The organism is Meridianimarinicoccus zhengii (genome assembly GCF_003254465.1).
GTDB lineage: Bacteria > Pseudomonadota > Alphaproteobacteria > Rhodobacterales > Rhodobacteraceae > Meridianimarinicoccus > Meridianimarinicoccus zhengii.
Genome location: NZ_QDFI01000009.1, coordinates 17,387 through 33,340, shown reverse-complemented (window position 1 = coordinate 33,340; position 15,954 = coordinate 17,387). Strand labels below are relative to the sequence as shown.

Annotated in this window: 21 protein-coding genes and 1 tRNA gene; 6 read left to right on the top strand and 16 right to left on the bottom strand. The window is 67.1% G+C overall.

The annotated features are described in order from the left end of the window. Nucleotides 1–330 precede the first annotated feature (330 nt). Complete coding sequence (locus tag DDE13_RS04645) at nt 331–1,155, top strand: glycoside hydrolase family 25 protein (RefSeq protein WP_235868587.1); 825 nt, start codon at nt 331–333, stop codon at nt 1,153–1,155. A 26-nt stretch (nt 1,156–1,181) separates the two neighbouring features. Here the strand turns inward: DDE13_RS04645 and DDE13_RS04640 are convergent, their stop codons facing one another. Beyond that, entirely contained in the window at nt 1,182–2,927 is a 1,746-nt protein-coding gene (locus DDE13_RS04640) for an extracellular solute-binding protein (RefSeq protein ID WP_235868586.1), read from the bottom strand. 186 nt (nt 2,928–3,113) lie between these two features. On the opposite strand from DDE13_RS04640, the gene iolG reads away from it, so the two are divergent. From iolG to DDE13_RS04615, 5 genes are all read left to right on the top strand, one after another. Beyond that, complete coding sequence (gene iolG / locus DDE13_RS04635) at nt 3,114–4,118, top strand: inositol 2-dehydrogenase (RefSeq protein ID WP_111401958.1); 1,005 nt, start codon at nt 3,114–3,116, stop codon at nt 4,116–4,118. A gap of 11 nt (nt 4,119–4,129) precedes the next feature. Then, the gene (locus DDE13_RS04630) at nt 4,130–5,005 is read left to right on the top strand and encodes an SDR family oxidoreductase (protein ID WP_111401956.1); all 876 of its coding nucleotides are present in this window, start codon (nt 4,130–4,132) and stop codon (nt 5,003–5,005) included. Nucleotides 5,006–5,087: 82 nt separating this feature from the next. Beyond that, entirely contained in the window at nt 5,088–6,179 is a 1,092-nt protein-coding gene (locus DDE13_RS04625; protein WP_111401954.1) for a substrate-binding domain-containing protein, read from the top strand. Nucleotides 6,180–6,243: 64 nt separating this feature from the next. Continuing rightward, nucleotides 6,244–7,020: an ATP-binding cassette domain-containing protein gene (locus tag DDE13_RS04620; protein ID WP_111401952.1), complete on the top strand. Its 777-nt coding sequence runs from the start codon at nt 6,244–6,246 to the stop codon at nt 7,018–7,020. 31 nt (nt 7,021–7,051) lie between these two features. Further along, nucleotides 7,052–8,257: a sugar ABC transporter permease gene (locus DDE13_RS04615; RefSeq protein ID WP_111401950.1), complete on the top strand. Its 1,206-nt coding sequence runs from the start codon at nt 7,052–7,054 to the stop codon at nt 8,255–8,257. Nucleotides 8,258–8,793: 536 nt separating this feature from the next. Here the strand turns inward: DDE13_RS04615 and DDE13_RS04610 are convergent. The 15 genes from DDE13_RS04610 to DDE13_RS04540 all read right to left on the bottom strand — a co-directional run bounded on the left by DDE13_RS04610 (nt 8,794) and on the right by DDE13_RS04540 (nt 15,944). Then, a tRNA-Cys gene (locus tag DDE13_RS04610) sits at nt 8,794–8,867 on the bottom strand. A 94-nt stretch (nt 8,868–8,961) separates the two neighbouring features. Beyond that, complete coding sequence (locus DDE13_RS04605) at nt 8,962–9,966, bottom strand: tyrosine-type recombinase/integrase (protein ID WP_111401948.1); 1,005 nt, start codon at nt 9,964–9,966, stop codon at nt 8,962–8,964. Next, complete coding sequence (locus DDE13_RS23550; RefSeq protein WP_268951226.1) at nt 9,963–10,085, bottom strand: hypothetical protein; 123 nt, start codon at nt 10,083–10,085, stop codon at nt 9,963–9,965. The genes DDE13_RS04605 and DDE13_RS23550 overlap by 4 nt, the downstream gene beginning before the upstream one ends. Nucleotides 10,086–10,156: 71 nt before the next feature. Then, entirely contained in the window at nt 10,157–10,411 is a 255-nt protein-coding gene (locus DDE13_RS04595) for a DUF2312 domain-containing protein (RefSeq protein WP_111401944.1), read from the bottom strand. After that, nucleotides 10,408–10,632, bottom strand: coding sequence for a hypothetical protein (locus DDE13_RS04590; RefSeq protein WP_162630857.1), 225 nt, complete (start codon nt 10,630–10,632; stop codon nt 10,408–10,410). The genes DDE13_RS04595 and DDE13_RS04590 overlap by 4 nt, the downstream gene beginning before the upstream one ends. 50 nt (nt 10,633–10,682) lie before the next feature. Further along, the gene (locus DDE13_RS04585) at nt 10,683–10,925 is read right to left on the bottom strand and encodes a hypothetical protein (protein ID WP_111401940.1); all 243 of its coding nucleotides are present in this window, start codon (nt 10,923–10,925) and stop codon (nt 10,683–10,685) included. After that, the gene (locus DDE13_RS04580) at nt 10,922–11,521 is read right to left on the bottom strand and encodes a hypothetical protein (RefSeq protein ID WP_111401938.1); all 600 of its coding nucleotides are present in this window, start codon (nt 11,519–11,521) and stop codon (nt 10,922–10,924) included. The genes DDE13_RS04585 and DDE13_RS04580 overlap by 4 nt, the downstream gene beginning before the upstream one ends. After that, nucleotides 11,518–12,111, bottom strand: coding sequence for a hypothetical protein (locus DDE13_RS04575; protein WP_162630856.1), 594 nt, complete (start codon nt 12,109–12,111; stop codon nt 11,518–11,520). The genes DDE13_RS04580 and DDE13_RS04575 overlap by 4 nt, the downstream gene beginning before the upstream one ends. Beyond that, the gene (locus tag DDE13_RS04570) at nt 12,108–12,899 is read right to left on the bottom strand and encodes a hypothetical protein (protein ID WP_111401934.1); all 792 of its coding nucleotides are present in this window, start codon (nt 12,897–12,899) and stop codon (nt 12,108–12,110) included. The genes DDE13_RS04575 and DDE13_RS04570 overlap by 4 nt, the downstream gene beginning before the upstream one ends. Then, nucleotides 12,896–13,534, bottom strand: coding sequence for an HNH endonuclease signature motif containing protein (locus tag DDE13_RS04565; protein ID WP_111401932.1), 639 nt, complete (start codon nt 13,532–13,534; stop codon nt 12,896–12,898). Before DDE13_RS04565 ends, DDE13_RS04570 begins: the two co-directional genes overlap by 4 nt. Then, nucleotides 13,531–13,770, bottom strand: a complete 240-nt coding sequence (locus DDE13_RS04560; RefSeq protein ID WP_111401930.1) for a hypothetical protein — start codon at nt 13,768–13,770, stop codon at nt 13,531–13,533. Before DDE13_RS04560 ends, DDE13_RS04565 begins: the two co-directional genes overlap by 4 nt. Beyond that, nucleotides 13,767–14,429: a helix-turn-helix transcriptional regulator gene (locus DDE13_RS04555; protein ID WP_111401928.1), complete on the bottom strand. Its 663-nt coding sequence runs from the start codon at nt 14,427–14,429 to the stop codon at nt 13,767–13,769. The genes DDE13_RS04560 and DDE13_RS04555 overlap by 4 nt, the downstream gene beginning before the upstream one ends. Then, nucleotides 14,417–14,773, bottom strand: a complete 357-nt coding sequence (locus DDE13_RS04550) for a hypothetical protein (RefSeq protein WP_111401926.1) — start codon at nt 14,771–14,773, stop codon at nt 14,417–14,419. Before DDE13_RS04550 ends, DDE13_RS04555 begins: the two co-directional genes overlap by 13 nt. After that, complete coding sequence (locus DDE13_RS04545; RefSeq protein WP_111401924.1) at nt 14,770–15,003, bottom strand: hypothetical protein; 234 nt, start codon at nt 15,001–15,003, stop codon at nt 14,770–14,772. The genes DDE13_RS04550 and DDE13_RS04545 overlap by 4 nt, the downstream gene beginning before the upstream one ends. Then, nucleotides 15,000–15,944 (bottom strand): helix-turn-helix domain-containing protein, encoded by a 945-nt coding sequence (locus DDE13_RS04540; protein ID WP_162630855.1) that lies wholly within the window; start codon nt 15,942–15,944, stop codon nt 15,000–15,002. The genes DDE13_RS04545 and DDE13_RS04540 overlap by 4 nt, the downstream gene beginning before the upstream one ends. Nucleotides 15,945–15,954 lie beyond the last annotated feature (10 nt).

Below are 15,954 nucleotides of genomic sequence, written 5' to 3'. Positions count from 1 at the left end.
ATGGAATGACCGGCATCCCGTGAATGCGGGGTGCCGGCCGGGCCGGGCTGCGCGGGTCCGCCGCAGGACCGGACCCCGCCAAGGGCTCCTGTGCGGCCGCGGTCCTGCCGCGTCTGCGAAGGGCCGCCTCTCGCCGACCCGGGCGCCGCCCGGCGCGTCATCACGAAATCAATCCCGCCTGCATGATGCGGTTGTCATTGCGGGGCACTTGCGTTGTAGCTGTCGCACGGTACCGGAAGTTCTCTTGCGCGTCTTGCCGGTGATGGCCGGGCGGCCCTTCGGCCGCGCGGCCCGCGCTGTGGGGGACGGCATCAACGGAAAGGAAGCGCGATGCAGCATGCAGCACGTCGGGTTCGGGCCGTTCTGCTGTTCATGCTTCTCGTGGCCTGCGCGGGGCCGGATCTCCGGGACTACCCGCCGCCCCCCGCGGCGACATCGTCGCAAGCGGCCATCGCGGCGGCCCGTCCGGTCGCGGTGACCTTTCCGGCGTTCGACGACTTCAAGCCTCATCCATGGGAGGGGCGGGCACCTTCGGATTATGCCGTGCACGGGATCGACGTGTCGCGCTGGCAGGGGGCGATCGACTGGCCGCAGGTGCGCGCGTCGGGCATAGCCTTCGCCCTCATCAAGGCGACGGAGGGCGGCGACCACACCGACCCCGCCTTCCCCGACAACTGGCAGGGCGCCGCGCGTGCGGGGATTCCGCGTGGGGCCTATCATTTCTACTACTGGTGTCGCCCTGCGGTGGAGCAGGCCCGCTGGTTCATAAGCCATGTGCCGCGCGATCCGGCGGCGCTGCCCCCGGTGCTCGATCTTGAATGGAACCACCGCTCGCGCAATTGCCCGTACCGCCCCGATCCGGCCACGGTCCGCGCCGAGGCGGCGCGCTTTCTCGATATCCTGACGGCCCATTACGGCCAGCGCCCGGTCATTTACACGACGGTCGATTTCTACCGCGAGACCGGCATCGGCATGCTGCCGGGCACAGAGTTCTGGCTGCGCTCGGTTGCGGGCCACCCATCCACGGTCTATCCCGGCCAGCGCTGGACCTTCTGGCAATATACCGGCACCGGGCGCGTCCCCGGCGTGAAAGGTCCCGTCGACATCAACGTCTTCGCGGGCTCGGTCGCGGATTGGCGACGCTGGCGCAACTGACCCGTGGGGCGTTATTGCCCCGGCCTTCAATCGATCCCATGCATGAGCCCGTCGCAGCGTGCCTGCGCATCGCGCAGGGCGGCGGCCGGTTTCTTGTTGCGCAGCAACATCGTGTGGATTTCCTCGCCGAGGACCCGCACGAGATCGTGCAGTTGCGGCACAGCCGGGCGTGGCCAGGATTTCAGTTGCCCCGCCCGCGCGATCCGGTCCACGAACGGGATGACCGGCCGCGCATGGGCCACCGCCGGATCGTTGCATACCGAAAAGCGCGAGGACACGAGCGACCCGTTCTCGACATAGAGCTTGGTGGCGGCGGGCGAGGTCAGGGTCCTTGCCGCGCGCCATACATCGGGCAGACGGCCCTGCGGCAGGTTCGCGGGGATGCACAGGTGCCAGCCCCCCAGCGGCGCCATGCGCGGCACGCCCGGCGCGGACGGGTGCAACTGGTATCCGGTCCGGCCATGGGCGGGCGAGGCCGGGTCGTTTTCGAACATCGGCATGATCTGCGTGTAGCAGTAGGCCATGGCTGCGCGCCCCTCGGCATAGCACTTGGCGCGTTCGAACCACGACATCTGCAACACGTTGTCGGGCGACACGGATAGAAGCTCCACCAGGAATTCCGCCGCCATCAGGGCCGTGTCGCTGTCGAGCGCGGGACGCAGATGGGCCGCAGACAGGTCGCGGTCGGAAAACCCCTCGGCGGTGCGCGGCAGGTTCAGCACCGGCTGGCCGAAATCCGCCATCAACAGCATGAAGGTCGTGCCAACCGGCGTCCCCCGCGCGCCATTCCAGCAGATGCCGGACACGCCTCGGTCCGGGTCATGCAGCGCGCGGGCGGCCTGCAATGTCTCTTCCAGCGTGGTGGGTGGGGCCAGGCCGCGTTCGGCCAACAGGTCGGTGCGATGGATCAGCAGTTCCGGGGTGGTCTGCACCGGCAGGCCGAACAGCCGGTCGCCGAAACGCGCCGTCGCCAGTGCCTCGGGGTGGAAATCGTGCAGGTCCGTCGCCGTTTCCGCCCCCGCGAGATCCGATAGCGGATGTAGCGCGCCCTCGTCCACCATCTCGGCCATCCACGCAAGGTCGCAAGTCACGATATCGAAGCTGGACCGCGCACGGCGGCTGTTGTCGAGGATCTCGCGCCGCAGGCGGTCGATGGACAGGGCGCGCACCTCGATCGTGGTGCCGAAATGCATTTCGAACTGCTGCTTGACCTTCTGCATCGCCAAGAACGCCGGGTCCGCATGCAGCAGCAGCCGCAGCCCGTGGCGCAGGGACAGCTGCTCGCGCATCACCGGCAGCGGCGGGATGATCGATCCGGTCAGGTAGGACGCGCCGAAGAAATACTCGGTTCCTTCGGGCATCCCGAAGGCAGACCCGACAAGCGATTTCATTCGGCGCGCGTAGTCGAACCAGTTGCGGATCAGGTCAGGCGACGGATGCAGCGAGAACGTCTTGCCCGACCTTGTGCGCGGGCGGCGCTGCACCAGCCCGCGTGCGATCAGGTCTTCCAGCATCCGGTGGCCCGTGCCCCGCGGCAGTCCCGCCGCGTCGATGAGCGAGGACGGTGTTTCCAGCCGCCCACGGAAATGGCTGCGCAGAAGCTGGATCATCACGGGCATCTCGCGCGGCGGGGGCAGGCCGAGACAGCTTTCGGTTTCCGTCTGGATTCGGGTGACGAAATCGAGAAAGCGGTCAAGCTCGTGACCCGACATGCGGTGAAAGCTGTGCCCGCCGGTACTGTCCGGGATGGGCCGATTTTCCACTCTGGACACGATCCTGTCCTCTTCATGCTGTGCAAGACCTTGTCCCGGCATCGAAACACGAAAAACGCGGCGACCGATGCCCGGAAGATTTCCAGACTGGACAAAACCCGCGTTTCGCCCCCGGCGCGGCGGGGCCAACCTTGGCGCAGATCACACAAGCGGCCGGTCAGACGCCGCGGCGACAGGGAGGACAGGATGGTGCGTTTCGCGATACTCGGCACGGGCCGGATCGGGGCGATGCATGCGGGCATCGTGGCACGGCAGCCGGATGCGGCGGTGACGTGGTGCTATGACGTGGATCACGACCGCGCAGCAGCCTGCGCGGCGCAGGTCGGCGGGCGGGCCTCGACAGATGTGGACGCGATCCTCGCCGCCGATGACGTGGACGCGGTGCTGATCGCGTCGCCCACGAACACCCATGTGGACCTGATCCTGAAATCCGCCGCCGCCGGGAAACCGATCCTGTGCGAAAAGCCGATCGACGTGGATCTCGCCAAGGTCGAAGCCTGCCGCGCGGCGCTGGCCGATTTCGACGTGCCGTTGCAACTGGGCTTCAACCGGCGGTTCGACCCCAGCCACCGCGCCGTCCGCGATGCCGTCGCCGCGGGCGAGATCGGCGCGCTGGAGTTGCTGGTCATCACCAGCCGCGATCCCGGCCCGCCCCCGCCGCGCGCGATCCTCGAAGCCTGCGGCGGGCTCTTCCGCGACACGTCCATCCACGATTTCGACATGGCCCGTTTCGTGCTGGGCGAGGAAGTGACCGAGGTCTACGCCATGGCCGCGAACCGGGTCGATCCCGTCTTCGCCGAACTGGGCGACGTGGACACAGCGATGATCGTGATGCGCAGCGCATCGGGGGCGCTGGTGCATGTGAACAACTCTCGCCGCACAAATTATGGCTACGATCAGCGGGTAGAGGCGTTCGGCGCCGATGGCATGGTCCGGTCGAACAACCACCGCCCCTCCGAGGTATCGCGCCACGGCGACCAAGCGACCGCCGCACGCACACCGCTTTTGCATTTCTTCATCGAACGCTACGCCGCCGCCTACGAGGCCGAGATCCGCGACTTCATCGACATGCTTGCCGCGGGTGGCAGGCCCAGCGTGACCTTCGACGACGGGCACCGCGCGCTTTTACTGTCCGAGGCGGCGTTGCAATCCTACCGCGAAAACCGCCCCGTGACCGTGGCCGAGATCTGAAGGAGCCGACCATGACACAACGGACCAATCCGTTCGGTGATGCCGCCACCCATGCCGCCGCTGAAACCGACTTGCCCCTGACCGACCAGCTTGCGGGCAAGGTCGCCGTCGTGACCGGATCGACCCAGGGGCTCGGGCTGGCAGCGGTGAAACTGATGTTGCGCCGGGGCCTGAAGGGCGCCGTGATCTGCGGACGCAACGCCGCCGCAGGCGAAGCTGCCGCCGCCGATCTGACCACCGATGGCGCACGGGTCGTCTATCAGCAGACCGACCTGTCCGATCTTGGCGACTGCAAGGCGCTGATCGACCGGGCCATCGCGGAATTCGGCAGTTTCGACATCCTCGTGAACTCCGCCGGGATCACGGATCGGGGCGGCATCCTCGACGGCGATGCGGATCTGTGGGAACGCACCTTCGCCATCAACGCCCGAGCACCGTTCTTCCTGATCCAGCACGCAGCGAAGCATTTCCGCGCCATGGACAAGCCGGGCAGCATCGTCAACGTGGCAACCGTCACGGCCCATGGCGGCGTGCCGTTCCTGACCGTCTATGCCGCGTCCAAGGCTGCACTCGTGGCCACGGTCAAGAACGCGGCCTTCAGCCTTGCGCGCGACGGCATCCGGGTGAACGCGCTCGCCATCGGCTGGATGGACACCCCGGCCGAGGACGCCACGCAGAAGACATTCCACGACATGCCAGACGGCTGGCAGGCCGAGGCGGGCAGGGCGCTGCCCGCGGGGCGCCTGCTGAACATGAACGAGGTGGCGCGCTGGATCGTCCATCTCGCCAGCCCCGAATCCGGGATCATGACGGGCGCCGTCATCGATTTCGACCATGGTGTGCTTGGCTGCTACGAAGCCACGCCATTGCCAGCCCCGCACGACTAGAGGGCAAGACCGTCAAGACAGCGCCGGGGCCTTGCGGGGACGGGGTCCGGGCGGCGCGATCAACCCAAGGGAGGAACACCAGATGACGACGATCACGACGCGACTTTTCCAGACGGCCGGTGTAATGGCGCTACTCTCCGCCGGGGCGGGGGCCTTTCCCGCTGCGGCGCAGGACGGCCCGCAGGTCTATTTCATGCTGCCGAACACGACCACGATCCGCTATGAACGCCGCGACGGACCGCTGTTCGTGGCCGCAATGCAGGATCGGATGCCCGAGGCGACGGTCACCGTGCAGAATGGCGAAGGCGATCCCGTGCGCCAGCAGCGGTTGGTCGAGGACGCGCTGACGCAAGGCGCTGATCTGATCATGTTCACATCGTCGGATGCCAATCTTGCGGCCGGCGCGCTGGCTGCCGCCGAGGAGGCCGGGGTGCCCGTGATCCTGTACGAACACGACGCGGTGGGCGGCAAGGCCGAGGCGCATGTCGTCTTCAACCCGCGCGTGATCGGGCAGGCCCAGGGCAAACGCGCCGCCGAGCTTATCGAAGCGATGGACCAGACGTCGGTGCGCATCGGCCGGGTCAAGGGCAACCAGGGCGAATACGGCACGACCCAGTTCGAGATCGGTCAGAACGAATACCTTCAGCCCCTGATCGACAGCGGCAAGGTGGAGGTCGTTTGCGAGGATTTTACCCGCAACTGGGATCCGGTCGAGGCGCAGGCCTTTGCCGAGAACTGCCTGACCCGCACCGGTGGCGCGGTGGACATGTTCATCGGCATGAACGACGGCACAGCGGGCGGCGCGGTCTCGGCGCTCATCAGCCAGGGCTACCGCCCCGGCGAGGTGATCGTGACCGGCGGGCAGGACGCCACGATCGAGGCGATGCAGTTCATCGTGCGCGGCTGGCAGGACAACACGATCTACAAGGACCTGCGCATCATGGCGAATGTGGCCGCCGACATGGCCGTGGCCGTCCTGAACGGCGATCCCATCCCCGCCGATCTCATCAATGGCGAGGTCAATAACGGGTACATGGACGTGCCGGCGGCGTTTCTGGATGTGGAGAACGTGACCATCGACAATCTCGGGGTCGTGGTCGATGCCGGGCTCTATACATGGGCGCAGGTCTGCGAAGGGGCCGAGGACACGCCGGTCTGCCAGCAGAACATGTAACCCGCCCGGCCCGGCGGCGCGACGCCGCCGGGCCGGTCCACAGGCCGCATCCGGGGGGAGCCAGATGACAGACCGACAAACGCAGCCGATCCTGAGCCTGCGCGGGATTTCCAAGTCCTTCGGGGGTGTCCGCGCGCTGAGCGACGTGTCCATCGACCTGACACCGGGCAAGGTCGTCGCACTGGTGGGCGACAACGGCGCGGGCAAGTCCACGCTGGTCAAGACCATGTCCGGCGTGCTGCGCCCCGACCGGGGGCAGTATTTCTTCGAAGGCCGGGAGGTGCATCCCGCGGGCCCCGCCGCCGTGGCCGAGATGGGCGTGCAGACGGTCTATCAGGACCTTGCGCTGTGCAACAATCTCGACGCGGTGCAGAACCTGTTCCTTGGCCGTGAACTGACGGGCCCATGGTATTCCGCCGGGCGCATCCGCCGCGCCGAGGCCGAGCGCCGCGCGCGTGACGTGCTTCGGCGCCTGCGGCTGGACGGGATTTCGCTGACCCGCAACGTGGGCGCGATGTCGGGGGGGCAGCGCCAGAACATCGCCATCGCCCGCTCGATTCTGTGGGAACCCAAGGTCGTGCTGTTGGACGAACCGACGGCCGCGCTCAGCCATTCGGCGGCGGCCCAGGTGGGCGATCTGGTGCGCGAACTCGCATCCCACGGGCTGGCCGTGCTCGTCATCAGCCATGACATCCATCATTTCGTGCTCGACAATACCGACGTGATCGAAGTGCTCCGGCTGGGGCGCAACGCGGGCCGCTTCGACAGCAAGGCCGTGACCGGCGAACAGGTCGTCAACGCCATGGTCGGCGGCGACGCCGCCGTGAACGCCGCCGGGTGACCGGGCCGATGCATCAGACAAGGACGATGACATGACGACGCAAACCGTCGACACCCCGACGCCGACCGCCACGCCGCGGCGCAGCCTGTCGGAACGGCTGGGCAACGAGTTGCGGCTCTTGCCCGTGGCGCTGGGGCTTCTCGCGCTGTGGCTGTTCTTCGCCACGCAAAGCGACGTGTTCCTGACATCCCGCAACATCAACAACCTGCTGGTCCAGTCCACGGTGACGGGGATCATCGCGCTGGGGCTGGTGTTCGTGCTGCTGGTGGGCGAAATTGACCTTTCGGTCGCCGCCACCAGCGGGATCAGCGCGGTGCTGATGGCCAAGGGCGTGGTGGATTTCGGGCTCCCCGTGCCGCTGGCCATCGCCTTGGGGATCGGGCTGGGCGTGCTCATCGGGGCCGCTTCGGGGCGATGGGTCACGCTGATCGGCGTGCCGTCCTTCGTGGTCACGCTGGGCGTGGGCCTGGTGCTGAACGGCGGGCAGTTGCTCATGCTGCCCAATACCGGGCGCTATAACCTGCTCGACACGGGGGTCGAAACGCTGGCGGGCACCTTCGTCAGCGGGCCGCTCGCTTGGGTGCTCGTGATGTTCGGAATCGCCGGGATGCTGGTGCTGAAACTGGCCGACCTGCGGGAGCGGCGCGCGCAGGGCCTCGACGCGCCGCTGATGGGTACGGTGATCGTGCCCGTGGGCGGTGTGGCGCTCGGGCTTGCGGCGGTCACGCTGTTTCTCGACCAGCAGCGCGGCCTGCCGATGCCGCTGATCCTGTTCGCGGTGCTGCTGGGCGTCATGAGCTACGTCGCCGGGCAGACCCGCTTCGGGCTCTATCTCTATGCCATCGGCGCCAACGCCGAGGCCGCCCGCCGCGCCGGGGTCAAGGTCGACCGGATCAAGATCACGGCCTTCGCCATCGCGGGCGGTCTGGCGGCCTTCGGCGGCATCCTCGCGGCGTCCCGCATCCTCGGGGTGTCCGTGTCGTCGGGCGGCGGGGTCGGCGGCGGGGCGCTGTTGCTGGAATCCATCGCCGCGGCGGTGATCGGCGGGGTGAGCCTCTTCGGTGGACGCGGGCGGGTGATCGGGGCGCTCTTCGGCGCGCTCATCATCGCCACCGTGTCGAACGGGCTCAACCTGATGGGCGTGGCGAACGAGGCGCGGCTGATCGTGACCGGGCTGCTGCTGGTCTTCGCCGTGTCCATCGACCGCGGCATCGAACGCCTCGCGGGACCGGGCTGACCGGGCCGCGCTGGCGGGCCGGGATCCTCCCGACCCGGTTGGGCACGACGCGGACTGCATCCGCGTCGTGCCCAGACCGCTTCGCGGGACGTGCCTGTTGCCACGTGCTGACCAGGCGGTGTTCCCCCGGCGGCCAATCTTCTTGGCCCGTCGGGGGGTACGTAGACAGTCTGCGGATCAGGGCGCGGACAGGGACAGCCGCGTCGGCAACTGCCGGGGCGAGTAGCGCAGCGGCACCCGCTCCCGGCATCGGGCGTCGAGGGCCGAGATGCCCATCGTGTATGGGGCGGGCAGCCTTGCCAGCGGCGACCTCCATCGAGCATGGCACTGCACTTGGACCGCGAAGGCCCTCACCGGTCAATCCGGCTCCGGGATGCACCAGGCACGGGGCAGGATCACCGCCCGGCGGGCAGAGGCCATGCGGGGGCAGTGCGTGTGGAATCGACAAATGGGAGGAAAAGCTATCCCGCGGCCGCCAAGAAGCCGACCAAAGCACCCGCGCATGCCTGCGCGACGCTGCAAATAACCGAAAATACTGGAGGCGAGTACCGGAATCGAACCGGTGTACACGGATTTGCAATCCGCTGCGTAACCACTCCGCCAACTCGCCAAGCCCGGTGTTCATATGGCCTTTTTCGGGCCGCGACAAGGGGCGGAAAAGGGTTTCGCACCCCGTTTCGCACGTTCGTTTTCTGTTCCCGCGGTCATTCGCGCCGTTCCTGGGCGCGGCGGGCGGCCTCGATCTGGGTCACGGTCGCGGTGTAGTGCCGGACCATAGGCGGGCTCATGCCGGTGATCGCGCCAATCTCGTCCACGGTGCAGCCCAGAAGCCAGAGTTCGCTGGCGGCGTTATGGCGCCACGCGTGGATGTCCATGCCGCCCCGGGCCGCGCCGATCTTCTCGCGCACCTTGAAGATCGCGGCCGATGCGCCGCGGTAGGACCACGGACCCGTCGCCTTGTGATTGGTCAACATGAACACCGACCGGCGGCGCGTCGCGGCCAGAGCTTCTGTCAGCAGGCGAGTCGGGGGTACGAGAAGCCGCTTCTTCGTCTTGTTCTGCTTTACCCTGATCGCGCCGTCCTCGATGTCGCTCCAACGCATCTTCAAGACGTCGCCGATCCGTTGACCGGTTCCGATGCAGAGCTCCATGACAAGCCGTTCGCGGGTGCCCAGTGGCGCTTCCGCGCGGTATGCGGTCAGCATGTCCGCCGGCCACGGCTCGCGGTTCAATGCGTCCTCGTCCGGGGTTTTCGGCTTCTTCACGCCCTTGGCGGGGTTCGATCCGGACGCGCGCCAACCGATGTCGATCGCATGCTCCATGAGGACCGACATCACGGCGATGCAGTCCCGCGCGAACTTCACGGAGCTTTGCGCGTCGCGCATCGCGATGACGTGCCGCCGCTCGACCGCGGTGACAGGCTGGTCGCCCGCCTTTGCCTCGAGGTATTCGAGTACGCGCAGATAGTCCTTCTGGGTGCGCGGCGCGCGCTTCGGCAGCTCAGCCTTTCGATAACTCGTGATCAGCTTCCGGATCGTGCGCTTCTGCGGCTTCGGCGTGTGCCCGGCGTCGATCCGCGCCTGGTGCTGCCGCATCGCCGCGACGAATTCGGGAGAGCCCTTCCGGCCCGGCAGCTTGCCGCAATAGTGCCCCCGGTACCGGAAGTACCAGGTGGAACCCTTGCGGTAGGTGCCGGGATAGTCTCTCACCAGGTGACTCCGTCCAGCCCGTCTTCGCGCCGATCGGTCAGGGGTTCTACCACGACCTCGCCGCGCGGGTTGATGTAGGTGCGTATCATCACGCCGTGGGCCAGATACCGGTCGACCATCGCCGCCGCGGCCTTTCGCGCGACGGTGCTGGGGCTCTGCCTTCGATCCGGGGTCGCGACGGCGCGATCCGTCATAGCCCGAGCGCCTCCCTGTACATTTCGAGGATCGCTTCCTCTTCGGCTATGTCGTCGCGATCGCGCTTTCGCAGGGCGATCACCTTGCGCATGACCTTGGTGTCGTAGCCGCGCCCTTTCGCCTCGGCCATCACCTCCTTTTGCTGATCGACGATCTCGGCGCGCTCGGCATCGAGCCTTTCCCAGCGCTCGATCAACTGGCGCAGCTCGTCGGCCGTCACGTTGTAGGCTGCGTCGGTGTTCTCGGTCATGTGGCGTCCTTCCAGGTGTAGGTCTGAGACGGGCCGTCTGCGAACAGGCCGTCGGCCTGGGGGTGAAGGTTGGGCACGAGCCGGCGGAACGTCGCGGCCGTCACGGGGCCCCCGCGTTCCAGGTAGAATTCGCCGGGGTCGTTTGCGCGTTCCGGGTTCGGCAGCGTCACGCGAAGCCTGTCGCCCGCCTTCAGCGCTTCGACCGCTGCGGTGTATTTCATGCGAGGCATCTCACCCCCCCCCGCACAGGGTTCGGTCGACAGCATTTTCGTCATGGCGTTTCCTTTGCCTGTTTCCGACTTGCCCACAGCGCCAGGCGGCCCTCGACCCCCTGCACCAGTCCCTCGTTGAGCATCCCCGCGGCCTTGCGCGGGTCACCGTTCATCACCATCAGCAGGACGGCCGTCACGGCGCCCTCGAGCGTGACCATGATCTCGCCGCGATCGGCGATGGGATCGCGGCCGTCGAGCACCTTGGCCGCGGCGTCGTAGTATCTCTGGGTGTCCTGGTTCATCCCTTGCCAGCCCCGGTCAGGGCGCGAATTGACCGCGCCTCCATGTGCAGGTCCGGAGTGCAGGCCGGTGACCGCGCCTCAACCACGGAAGCCGCGCGCGCCACGTCGAGCGCTCCAAGCAAGGCGAAGTGCGCGGCAAGCGACTCGGCCGACTTGTGCGGGTCGCGCAGGATCGCCTCGAAGCTGAGTGTCAGCACGGTGCCCCGGCGCTGCACCTCTCGCCGCGCTTTCACTCGGTCGCCGCGCAAAGACGCGACCCATGCGCGGCGCAGGCGGCGAGATACGGACATTCCTGGTTGATCGGCCGCCACCAGTTTAAGCTGGCTGCGCGCCTGTTCTTCCGGGTTGCGATCCAGCCATGCGATGGGTCCATACCGACCGTCAGGCACGAAGGTCGTCGTGGGGTCGATCCATTTCACCACCCTTCCGGATTGACCAGCCAGCCAGCGCGTGTCCGTGATGCCGGGGCGCAGTCTCATGTCCTCGTAGTCTGGCGGCTCACCGGCGACGGGAATGCCGCCAGCGTCGAGCATCGCCATGACCATCGTGGTGCCGCATCGGCCAAGCCCAGCGACGAATCCAGTGCTGTCGCTCATCCCTGCGGCTCCCCGGTCAGTGCGGCGCGGTCGCAGAGCAGGTCCAGTACGCGGCGCCGGTGATCTAGGTCGGCAACGCTTTGCGCCTCCATCACTGATCCAACATATCCATCGCCTAGCCAGCGCTCGTACGGTTTCTCGTGCGCTTCAAGCCATGCTTGGTGCTTTCCGCCGCAGATGTGGATGCCATACGTTCCCCAAGGCGCATGAGCCTGATATATCCAGTTGTTGATGTTGCTCGGGCTTTCCCAAATGAGGGGCCGGACTCGCGGTGGATTATCCCGCTCCGCCTCCAGCGCATCCACCATCAACCGGAGCTCGTTCTTTTCGCTCGCCGACCGGACAAGCTCCGCTTCGGCCTCGGTGGCGCGGGTCCCGTCCGGCGCGCAGAGCATCGCGCGCCATTCGTCTATCGCCAAGCCGGTGTCGTCGGTGGCGCGGGTGTTCCAGAAAGCTATCCGCTCGACAGGCACCGCCATTGAGCCGATCAGACATTTTCCCTGATCGACGTGCTGGATGCTGTCACCGAATTTACCGCGAAACATTGGGTCGCCACAAAACGGGCACGGCTTGATGATCGCATCGCTCACACCGCACCCCCTTCCGCATCGGCGGCGCGGGAAAGTGCGGCCAGCGCATCAATCTCATCTGCCGCCTTCCGTAGCCGCTCGGCCAGCGGGCCGTATCCAGTGGCACCGACGTTCGCCAGCGCCTTCGCCGCCGCGCCCCATGCCTCCGGGCGGCAACTCCATCCAGTCGAAGAGCCCTTCCCGAAGGCAGCCTCGAAGGCCGCGACATTCTCGGCCGCCCTTTCAAGATCCTTGGTTCTGGCGCTCACCATTTTCGAAACGCGACTTTCGATCCCAGCGCGAGCGCGCTCCATTTCGGCATAGCGGGCTTCATCCGCCTCCCGCATGGCTTCGCGGATCATGCCCTTCATCAGCCCGTCCGCGCGGCGAAGCATGGCGGCAAGGAACGGGCGCGAGACCTGCGCGGCTTCGGTCTTGTCAGCCTCGCGGATCGTTTTCCAGGCCTTGCCGTCGAACTCCCGCAGGCCCCATGCGGGCGGCAGGTCGGACAGGTCATCCACGATACCCGGCGGCGTGTGTATCCACCAGCGATCACAGAAGCGCGCGATGGCCTCGGCCTTGGACGGATCAGCCGCTTCGCGCTTCCAGTCCGCGCGAGTCACCTTGATTTCGACGCCATGCAGTTCAAGACCGCGCGACGGCCACAGGCTCATCATCACAGCGTCAGCATAGCGACCGGACTTCGCGCCCGTGCCCTCGCCAACTTCCCACATGATCGCCCATTCCGGATTGGACCATCGCTTTGCCATGGCCGCGCGGATGTCGTCCGCCTTGAGGCGGACCGTCATGTCTTGTCACCCTTCCGCCGCTCGCGGGCGGCGTGCTGCAGGCGAGCGGCGGCCAGGATGGTCGGGCGCAGTTCCGGCGGGGCCTCGTCGTAGCCAAGCGACCAGCGCCCCGCCAGGCGCGGCAGCATGGCGCGCGGGACCAGCGCCCAGTTCGACGGGTCGGTGTTCGATTTGTCGCCGTCCAGGCATTTCAGGCAGTGGCCATCGGGCACTGGACCGTTCACGCGCTCCCATTCGATCAGATGCACGGCGCGCCAGCGGGCCTGGAGCGGCATGTCGTCGTTCACCTTGCGCTCGAGGTAGCCGTCCCTGTTCACACGTTCCGTGCCGATCGGCTTGTAAAGGCGGTTAGCCTTGCCCCTCCGCTCGCCCTTGCGAAACCAGCCCTTTTCCGAGCCGGGCGCGCGCCATCCCTTGACCCCCTTGTTGTGCGGCGTCGCTCCGGGCTCGATCCGCCCAGTGCGACCGGTCTTCCAGCCCCGGCGCGTGCAGAGCGCCTTGAAGTTGTCGAACGACACGTCGCTCCGCCCGAAAGCCTCGCAGAACGCCGCGTGCAGCTGGCGGCGCGGCTGTTCCTTGCGCTGTTCGATCCAGGCAAGCTCGGCCGCGCTGTAGGGAACGTGGCGGCCCTTCATTCCTTCGGCCCCGCGATCTGGGGCAGCATCGGCAGGACGACGTTGCCATGTTCGGCGAACAGCTTCGCCGCCTTGAGCTGCAGGTCCGCGTTGCGCGTGATCTGGTCGGCCAGAGACACCATCGCATCGGCGCGTTGCGCTTCCTGGGTGATCTGTTCCGCGGTCATGTCGTCGCCGGACAGTCGCCCGAGCTGCGCGAACAGGTGATCGTTCAGATCTTTGAGACTGTTGGTCATGTGCTTTCCCTCTGAAGTTCCAGCCACGCCACAACATCGGCTTCGCGCCAGTACCGGCGACGGCCGATGTAAACCGGACGCGGAAAGCCCATTTCGGCGTTCTCCAGCCAGCGCCATAGCGTCATGTCCGAGATGCCGCCGCAAATTTCGCGCACACGGGCGGCCTTGATATGGGGGTCTTTAGGCGACGGCACCGCCTTGAGGCGCGCTCTTCGTTCCTCGAATCCGGTCGTTTTCACGGAATTTCTGTCTTCGAGGTATTCATCTAGCGCCTCGCGCAAATCCGCACCGAGCGGCGATTTCGCAAGCGCCATGGTTTGGCGAAGTGCGGCCGCAAGGCCCATGACAGTCTCGCCATCAGTCACGTTTCTTGTTGCGGTGTCGCCGTTGCGCGCTGAATAGATCAGGTCGGTCGTCGCCGCGGCAGATGCGGCTGCAGCAGAAAAAGAGCTTTGGATCCTGAAAATAGCCTCGTTCAATTCCGCCGCATGGCTCTCGGCGGCTACAAGCAGCTCGCGCAGGCGGTCGCGTTCCCGGGCAAGTTCGGCAAGGGTGTTGCCGGCCAGCCATTTGGTTTCCAGCGACGGATTGTGCGGCAGCGCAGCGGCAAGAACGATGACGGCATCTGTGCTCGTGTCGATCTCGGTCAGATCGTCCATTCCACGACCCTCCACAGCAGCCAGCCCAGCAGCAGCGCGGCGCCGACCAGGGCGACGGGTGCGATCGGGTTGTCGAAGCGCCAGAGCGGTTCGTTCAGCGCGTCCTCCAGCGCCTCCGCGTGGCATTCGGCGGCCTCGAGCTGCTGGCGCAGGGCGTCGCGTTCGGCGCGCAGTTCCAGCGCATCGCGCTTGTAGGCCTGAAGCATCTTGACCGCGACCGGCAGCACGGCCTGCCGGATTTCATCCGGGCTTTCGCCCGACACGAACAATTCGGGAAAATCGGGATGCGCCATGTGCCACAGCCCGGACGCGCCGGGGAAGATGTGTGCGTCGATCTCGGTCATATCGGCATCCTTTCGGTCAGGCCCGCGCCCGCCGCGTAGACCGCGGCCCATGCCCACAGGGCGACGATGGCGGCGATGCAGGCCCACAGCAGGCAGCGGCGGATCAGGGCGCAGCGCGCGTCGGCGCGGTTGCGGTCGGACCAGACCGATGCCAGCGGCGGGTCGATCTGGTCGGCGCTCTCGGCGGTGCGGATGGGATGGCGACGACGATCGCCCGTGCGGGGGATCATGACGCTTCCTCCGCGTCGCCCGCGCGGCGCTTCAATTCCCTGAACAGGTCCTGTTGCGCCGCGATCGTCTTGTCCGGGCAGAGCGCATCGAAACGCGCGCGTGCATCGGCCCGCGACGCCGCGCCGGATGCGACCGTCGCCGCGTCCAGCCCTTCGCCCATGAACAGCGAGCCGATCAGCGCAACATCGCGCTGGGCGTTCCAGCCGTCGACGCCGTCCAGCGCGTCGAGCCGCTGCCGCAGGTCCCGCAGGCGCGCCGAAGTCGTGTTGTCCGGTCCCGCGTCGGACCGTGGCGCCGCAGCGCGTGGCGGTTCCGCGACGGGCGCCGCTGCTGGTGCCGATCGCGGAGGCTCCGGATCGGGCCTAGGCGCGGGCGATGCTGCCGCTTTCGGCGCAGGGGGTGTCAGGACCCGCTTCCGGGGCTGCTTGCGCATTGCTCCGATGACGCCGCCAAGCTGGCGTGGATCGCGGTTCAGGCGCGCGGCGATGTCTTTCCCGGTCGCGCCCTTTTCGAGCATGTCGCGCACAAGGGCTCGCTCGTCACTCGAAAGCGGGCCCTTGTGCAGGGGCTCCGGTTCCGAACGGGGCTTTTCCGGAAGCTTACACGTTGGTCCGTTCGGTGCGCTGGGCGGCGGCGCAACCTGCGATATCGGAAAGCCGATATCGGCCTGGGCCTTCGCATCGGCCATCCTCGTCACCATGTCGGCGGCCGGCGGCGTCAGCGTATGACTGTCGCACGCCACATCACCGATTTTCCCGGTGACCTCGATCCGTGTGCTGTCGTCATCTTGTTCGCTGTCCTCACGGCCGCGCAGCTCGACGGAGAGGCGAACCACGGACGTGGTCGCGGTCATTTCGCCCCGAACGGCGATCGAGACGTTTTCGATCGTCAGGCCCGCCGCGCGCAGGTCCGCGACCATCCGGTCCGCGGCGGCGGCCACGCCGGCATAC

Bases quoted from the DNA above. Each gene is read 5' to 3' on its own strand.
- DDE13_RS04645 (WP_235868587.1), top strand. From the start codon at position 331: ATGCAGCATGCAGCACGTCGGGTTCGGGCCGTTCTGCTGTTCATGCTT.
- iolG (WP_111401958.1), top strand. From the start codon at position 3,114: ATGGTGCGTTTCGCGATACTCGGCACGGGCCGGATCGGGGCGATGCAT.
- DDE13_RS04630 (WP_111401956.1), top strand. From the start codon at position 4,130: ATGACACAACGGACCAATCCGTTCGGTGATGCCGCCACCCATGCCGCC.
- DDE13_RS04625 (WP_111401954.1), top strand. From the start codon at position 5,088: ATGACGACGATCACGACGCGACTTTTCCAGACGGCCGGTGTAATGGCG.
- DDE13_RS04620 (WP_111401952.1), top strand. From the start codon at position 6,244: ATGACAGACCGACAAACGCAGCCGATCCTGAGCCTGCGCGGGATTTCC.
- DDE13_RS04615 (WP_111401950.1), top strand. From the start codon at position 7,052: ATGACGACGCAAACCGTCGACACCCCGACGCCGACCGCCACGCCGCGG.
- DDE13_RS23550 (WP_268951226.1), bottom strand. From the start codon at position 10,085: ATGGTCGACCGGTATCTGGCCCACGGCGTGATGATACGCACCTACATC.
- DDE13_RS04595 (WP_111401944.1), bottom strand. From the start codon at position 10,411: ATGACCGAGAACACCGACGCAGCCTACAACGTGACGGCCGACGAGCTG.
- DDE13_RS04590 (WP_162630857.1), bottom strand. From the start codon at position 10,632: ATGAAATACACCGCAGCGGTCGAAGCGCTGAAGGCGGGCGACAGGCTT.
- DDE13_RS04585 (WP_111401940.1), bottom strand. From the start codon at position 10,925: ATGAACCAGGACACCCAGAGATACTACGACGCCGCGGCCAAGGTGCTC.
- DDE13_RS04580 (WP_111401938.1), bottom strand. From the start codon at position 11,521: ATGAGCGACAGCACTGGATTCGTCGCTGGGCTTGGCCGATGCGGCACC.
- DDE13_RS04570 (WP_111401934.1), bottom strand. From the start codon at position 12,899: ATGACGGTCCGCCTCAAGGCGGACGACATCCGCGCGGCCATGGCAAAG.
- DDE13_RS04565 (WP_111401932.1), bottom strand. From the start codon at position 13,534: ATGAAGGGCCGCCACGTTCCCTACAGCGCGGCCGAGCTTGCCTGGATC.
- DDE13_RS04560 (WP_111401930.1), bottom strand. From the start codon at position 13,770: ATGACCAACAGTCTCAAAGATCTGAACGATCACCTGTTCGCGCAGCTC.
- DDE13_RS04555 (WP_111401928.1), bottom strand. From the start codon at position 14,429: ATGGACGATCTGACCGAGATCGACACGAGCACAGATGCCGTCATCGTT.
- DDE13_RS04550 (WP_111401926.1), bottom strand. From the start codon at position 14,773: ATGACCGAGATCGACGCACACATCTTCCCCGGCGCGTCCGGGCTGTGG.
- DDE13_RS04545 (WP_111401924.1), bottom strand. From the start codon at position 15,003: ATGATCCCCCGCACGGGCGATCGTCGTCGCCATCCCATCCGCACCGCC.